The sequence below is a fragment of the Aeromonas sp. QDB31 genome (assembly GCF_027707605.1).
Lineage (GTDB): Bacteria > Pseudomonadota > Gammaproteobacteria > Enterobacterales > Aeromonadaceae > Aeromonas > Aeromonas media.
Window position 1 is genome coordinate 1 of sequence record NZ_JAPCIX010000043.1, and the last position, 5685, is coordinate 5685.

General features: G+C 55.8%; 9 protein-coding genes. 1 reads left to right on the forward strand and 8 read right to left on the reverse strand.

Annotation, left to right across the window (positions count from 1 at the left end):
• Positions 1 to 357: 357 nt before the first annotated feature.
• The 3 genes from PG898_RS20900 to PG898_RS20910 form a co-directional block, all read right to left on the reverse strand.
• Positions 358 to 645 carry a hypothetical protein gene (locus PG898_RS20900; RefSeq protein ID WP_068979444.1) on the reverse strand — a complete coding sequence of 96 codons (288 nt, stop codon included), beginning with the start codon at positions 643 to 645 and terminating at the stop codon, positions 358 to 360.
• A 99-nt stretch (positions 646 to 744) separates the two neighbouring features.
• Entirely contained in the window at positions 745 to 1053 is a 309-nt protein-coding gene (locus PG898_RS20905) for a mobilization protein (RefSeq protein ID WP_270824986.1), read from the reverse strand.
• On the reverse strand, positions 1054 to 1590 hold the full coding sequence (locus PG898_RS20910) for a DUF1640 domain-containing protein (RefSeq protein WP_068979442.1): 537 nt from the start codon (positions 1588 to 1590) through the stop codon (positions 1054 to 1056).
• A gap of 160 nt (positions 1591 to 1750) precedes the next feature.
• Here PG898_RS20910 and PG898_RS21390 point away from each other — a divergent pair, with 160 nt between their 5' ends.
• On the forward strand, positions 1751 to 2152 hold the full coding sequence (locus PG898_RS21390) for a hypothetical protein (protein ID WP_319857375.1): 402 nt from the start codon (positions 1751 to 1753) through the stop codon (positions 2150 to 2152).
• Between the two features lie 136 nt (positions 2153 to 2288).
• Here the strand turns inward: PG898_RS21390 and PG898_RS20920 are convergent, their stop codons facing one another.
• The 5 genes from PG898_RS20920 to relB form a co-directional block, all read right to left on the reverse strand.
• On the reverse strand, positions 2289 to 2702 hold the full coding sequence (locus tag PG898_RS20920; protein WP_042650709.1) for a plasmid mobilization protein: 414 nt from the start codon (positions 2700 to 2702) through the stop codon (positions 2289 to 2291).
• A gap of 646 nt (positions 2703 to 3348) precedes the next feature.
• Complete coding sequence (locus PG898_RS20925) at positions 3349 to 4314, reverse strand: replication initiation protein (protein WP_068979448.1); 966 nt, start codon at positions 4312 to 4314, stop codon at positions 3349 to 3351.
• Positions 4315 to 4516: 202 nt separating this feature from the next.
• Positions 4517 to 5047, reverse strand: coding sequence for a topoisomerase DNA-binding C4 zinc finger domain-containing protein (locus tag PG898_RS21280; protein ID WP_083221094.1), 531 nt, complete (start codon positions 5045 to 5047; stop codon positions 4517 to 4519).
• A gap of 28 nt (positions 5048 to 5075) precedes the next feature.
• Positions 5076 to 5339: a type II toxin-antitoxin system RelE family toxin gene (locus PG898_RS20935; protein WP_270824985.1), complete on the reverse strand. Its 264-nt coding sequence runs from the start codon at positions 5337 to 5339 to the stop codon at positions 5076 to 5078.
• Positions 5323 to 5547 carry a type II toxin-antitoxin system RelB family antitoxin gene (relB, locus tag PG898_RS20940; RefSeq protein WP_068979446.1) on the reverse strand — a complete coding sequence of 75 codons (225 nt, stop codon included), beginning with the start codon at positions 5545 to 5547 and terminating at the stop codon, positions 5323 to 5325. Before relB ends, PG898_RS20935 begins: the two co-directional genes overlap by 17 nt.
• Positions 5548 to 5685: the final 138 nt, after the last annotated feature.

Here is a 5685-nt window from a genome sequence, read left to right on the forward strand (position 1 = left end):
GAAAGCCTAGTCAAAGAGCTGTCACGAGAACACCGTTAGCTTAGCGTACGATTTTTTCCGAATTCTGCGGTTCCCCCGACAACAAGAGTGACTCGCGAAGCCTGTCAATCTTGTTGTCGGGGCCGCCAAGCGCAGCGCGGCAGAACAGGCTAGACCTTCATCCACCGCAGCAGCAGGGCCAACAACGCTATCCATGCCGCCACATCCCAAGAAGGCCCCGCCAAGGCGCTGTAGAGCGGCCCAAGGCCCAGCCAGTCCGCCGCCCAGTACAGAAGGGCTTTCGCCGCAAACACGGCGACCAGTGCCGCCACTGTGTGCCACAACATCAGCCCCGGAAACCGATCTCTCAATCGCACCTCAATCCACCTCCACGCCTGCATCGAGCAACCGTTGCCGCCATGTATCGGCGGACAATAGGGCATAGTGGGCCACCTGCTGGCGCAGGTATTCGGTGTCAATGACGATCCAGCGGCTGCCGTCGTCATCGATCACCCAGTCGATGGTCGCATCGAGCAGGTCGATCAGCGGTTCTCCATCGGCCCATAGCCACGGGGAACCTTGATAGCTAACCAGTTCGTACTCAACCGGGGGGAACTGGCGAATATGCGCCACCGTGCCAGGCGTACCCAACCGACCTGATTTCATACCCGATCTCCTTAATTATTGTCACCGTGACGATATATCACATTCTCAAGCCACGATCTCGCCGCTGCTCTTTTCGCAGATCTGCGGCCCTGTTGGCGATCAACGCTGCGCCCTCTGCAAGGCGTCCAGCGCCTTGATCAAGTCGTTGACACTGCTGCTCAAGCTGCCAAGCGCTGTCCCTGTGACTTTGTTCGAGCGCTCTACCCCGTTCTGCAGCGTCTCGAACGAGCTCTGTAGCTCGCTGCATAGCGTCTCGCAGCTCTTTAGCGCATTGCTGCATACCGTCTGCAATTCGCTCAAAGAACGCGCCTGCTGCTTCAATTGCTGCTCCAAAGCCGCCGTTTGCTGCTGGTGTGCCGTTTCGATTCGCTCCAGCCTGTCGAGCAGTATCCGTTCCAGTTCTGTCATTCAGTTCACCTTCACGGCCATTTTGTCGCTGTCCTTCACCTTGAACGGTTTCCCTAATGTCGGCGCGAGGATGTAGCTCTTGCCCCCCTGATGGACGAAGGTCACTCCGGTCGGAAGCTCCGCCAACGTGGCTTTCGCGCTGCTGATCTCGCTGTTCAACCGCTGAACCTCGCTGCCCATCCAGCTCAACACCCCCCAGCTCCCCAGCCCGATCCCCACGGAGGTGCATACCCCGACCAGCAAGGCTTTGAGCCAGACGCTGGAGATCAGCTTGAGGGTGTTGGCCTCGCTCCGTGCCTGCTCCAAGACCTCCCTCAATGGGTCGGCCGAGTCGGTGATCTGTTGGGGCAATCCCTCGATCCCGTCCCGGATAGCGCCCACAGTTGTATTCAGCTCGTCGTTCACACGCTTTTTTAAGTCTTTCTTGAGCTCGTCGAGCACCGCTTTCGCTAACTTCTCCACCTCGCCCAATGCCTGCTCGTGCTGCAACTTGAGCCTCTCGCTCAATTGCGCCTTTTGCGGTCCAAGATGCTCCATATAACTCTCCCCTTAACCGGACGGCTTTGGGGTAGCCCTCCGGCTTGATGCTGATGTAATCCATGCCCGTTCGCGTGATTTCGCACCCGAGCGATTCTTGCAGGTAGGTCCGCAGCTCGGCGGCGTTTGTGATCACCCCCTGCGCGGTGGCCCCTATTAGGTGGTCGGTGATTTGTTTTTTGATGGCCGGGTGGTCGCCCTTGTATGCCTCGAAATCCGGCCGCAGCAGCCGTGCCCGGAGCGGGTCGTCTGGCCGCGCCCAGCCCTTGGCATGATTGTGTTTATCCCTGACCGCATAGAAGTCGTCGCGTTGACCTGGTGGGGCCGGGTTGAACGATTTTCCGCTGCCCAGGTGAACACGGGGGATCAGGATGTGCACATGCGCCCCGCCATCCGGTTCGTCGTGCTGGACGACGGTCATGTGGTAGTCCTCCGGCTCCAGTCCGGCAAATGCCAGCGCCTCGAAATCGGCCAGCACCTCGTCGATCTCGGCAGTGGTCGGTGCCTCCTCAGCGGCCCACGAAATCACCGCGCTGGAGTACCGCTGCTGGAACGGCAGTGAGTCGGCCACCGCCGCGAACAGCGCCGGATCCCCCCGTAGTACCGTCACCCCGGCCCGCTCCGCTCCTGTGTGGTCGTGCGCCCCAAGCAGGTAGGCCGAGGCGCGGGCGCCGCTGCCCGTACCGTGGGCTAGGAATTTAACGTGCATCGCTGCTGCTCTCCTTGGTGGTCGGCTTGGGGGGCGGAGGCAACTGGGGCAGCAGGTGGGCCGCCTCCGCCTCGATGCTGCGCAGCAGGGCCAGCACCTCCACCAGTCGGACCGGTGCACCGACTAGCCGGCACTCATTCAGGCTACGGGCGATCTGGTTGAGGTTCGATCCCAACGCGGCCAGCTGGCGCATCAGCGCCGGATCGGCATCGTTGCTGGTGTCACGGACACGGACGGGGCGGCGCTGTGGCGTCGGCAAGTTCGTCTGCTGGCCAGCATCCACCGCCCCCCTGATCCAGTCCGACACGCTGAGCCCAGAGGCTGCTGCTCGCTCCCGCCATTCGGCGGCAGTGGGCTTGTCGATCCGTAAGCTGATGGTGGTCGTTTTCGGGACTCTGGACACGGTGCCTCCGGCTGTTTTGTGTGGGGGATTGAAGGGGCTAGGCCCCTCACCAGCCCCGTATTACTGGAGGCCGCGAAGCGGGCGAAAAGTAATACGGGTACGCTGGCTAATAACCAGTACAGCAAAAAAATAGGGGGGCGGCAACTTGCTAATTATTGTCACAGTGACACATAATAAATTACCGTTACAGTGACAGGAAATGACACAATGAAGGACACCACGGATCAGGGTACTGGGGACATGTTTGGCATCAAGCGCGGACGGGGTAGACCAAAGACCGGAACAGCCAAAAGCGGGGCAGAACGACAAGCAGCCTACCGTGCCAAACAGCAGGACAATAACGTTACGGTGACAATAAATAGGTCGCTGATGGAGGGGTTAGATGCCCAGATGCAGGCTATCCGGGATCGAGGGTCAGCGGTGGTTCTGACCCCGGAACAGGCCGGGGAGATCCTGCAGGCACTACGAACAGCAGAAAACAAACAGCTCCGGGGATAAGACCTATTGCCCACAGGCCAAACACACGGCCTGATGGACAACCCTTCGGGATCGGCCTTACCCCCCTCGCACCGATCCTCTCTCTCAAATACTTTTTGAAATAAGAACGCCCCTTACGGGGCGCTGTTATCTGATAAGGCTTATTCGATCACTCTCGTACACGTTTGAGGTACAGGCTCACCGTACTGGCTGAAATTTGCAGATCCTCAGCAATATCACGGTTGCTGTAACCCCGTTCCTTGAGCTTGACCACCTCGGGCAACAAGTCGGCCCGAGCCATGCCATTCTTGGTTGGACGCTTGGATATACGCCCTCCCTTAGCCCCTCGATGCGCCTGCACCTGGCTAAACCCTGCGGGGGTAAATCGGTTCCACACCCAGCGAGCGATGCTCTTGGACGTGGCCTTGATTTCCGATACGGGCAGCGGGCCACCCTGCTCGCGTCCAAACGCATTGGAGCTCTCACAAGCTGCTCTCACCGCATCGGCCCAAGCCTCGAACCCGTTAGGCCGCCAGTACGATCTAACTGCGCTGTAGGCCCATTCACGCACGTTATCAAACACCGTGACGTTACGCCCCAGACCGCCGACCTCTTTGCGACTGCGGCGGCTATAGGCAGCCAAATCCGCATCTGGGCAGAACTCTGCCAGATAGTCGAGGCTAAACGGCTCGCAGTGATGCCATATCGTCCACCAGTCGCTGTGTACGGGGTTTTTAGTTATTAACCCTGCATAACCCATGTCAGCACCCAGTCTCTTCGCCAGAACGTGCTCTATGGCCGCCAGATAGCGCAACGGTTTTTGCTTGGCTGCACTGGTGCGAGCTACAGGGGCAGTCAGCAGGTAACCGTAATGGGCATGTCCATTACGCACATTGAGGCAAACCCAGTTAGGCGCGGGCAAGCCCGCATCCTCCCAAGCGTGACAACCGTCCGCCCTGTCCACGTCAAAAACCAACGTGGAGACATGCGGCGGCGGGTTATGCTGGATATGACGATAAGCCAGTGCGGTCGCTTGTGGGCGAATAAGCAGCCCCTGCGCCGGATCATCAGTGCAGTAGGGACGGTGGGGAAGACGTTCGACAAAAGCAGCGACTTGAAGCGCTGGTTTTAGCATCTGGCACCGCGCTTATTGGCGGCTCTAGGTTGTTTGATGTGATCCATGTGGTATTCTTGTTCCTGTGATTAAGTCACGGCCCCGAACTCTCTGTTATCTTCCGCCAAGTTGATTAGACAGAGATTCGGGGTTTGTCTTTTATGGACAGTACGTTACAACACCCCCGCATTGTGCTCAACACCAACAACGGTGCAACCATCCTTCACTTAATCTCAGGCACGTAGGTTCGAGTACCTTTACACCTAGGATATTTACTGCACCCCCAAAATTTATGCCCTGCATTATTACCTTTAGTTGCAGTTCTTAGTCTCATTGCGGAATGACACCTTGGGCATGAAGATTTCTTTTTATAAACCCTTTTCTTTTTTGAATTACCAGATAATTCAGGAGTGATCGCATCATTACTAACAACAGTCTGTTGCTCTACATCCACATTTAAAAAATCAGGTGCTATTAGAGGGGAAGTTGAAGCATCAGATGTTCTTTGAGGTGGTAGTTGAGGTGGGAGTTTAAAGCGAAAATAAAAAAACAATGCGGCAGCGGCGCCTAATAATATTGGCAATGTACCTTTCCATGATGCTACACCGCCATGATGTGAACAAGCTCCGCTAAGACCAATCGATGGAGAACTCCATCCACTATTGCATGTTATGGGGCCGATCAACACTTTAGCAAGTACACAAGCAACAATAAAAACCAAGGCCGTGATTTTTTTTAAATGTCTATCTATCATCTAACCACCAAGAAATGACTAATTTAGTTTATTCGTATATATTACTGCGATGACCAACCATCACAGCAACAATAATCATTTCGTTATCTCTTATTTCACAAACAACGCGATAATCACCGACTCGATATCGCCAGTAGGTACGCAAGTTTCCCGTCAAGGCTTTACCTGCATCCCTAGGATCTTCAAGCAACATAACCCGGCGAAGATACTTTGTTATTCTCTGGGCTTGGGTCTTATCTAGCCTCGCCAATTGTTTCTTGGCGGTATCGGTCAACTCAACTTTCCAAGCCAAGATCGCGCTCCACGTCATCCAGTGAGAACAGGCGTTCTTCGCCCTTACGAACTTTCTCCATGACCCTTTCGGCCAGATAATAATCTTCCATCTCTTCCAGATGAGTCAAGATAGCCTCCCGTGCATAGAAGGTCTTCGTTCTCCCCGTCTCTTGCGCCAAATTTGCCAAGCGCTCTTCGATATCCGAAGGCAAGCGTATCGCTAACATTATCCACCTCAAACACCAATGATATACGTGTATATCATACACTAAACACTAGCCCCGACAAGGGGAGCCCGCAGAATTCGGAAAAAATCGTACGCTAAGGTTTTCCGGGCATCCGTAAGGGCCGAAACTTCCCGTCTT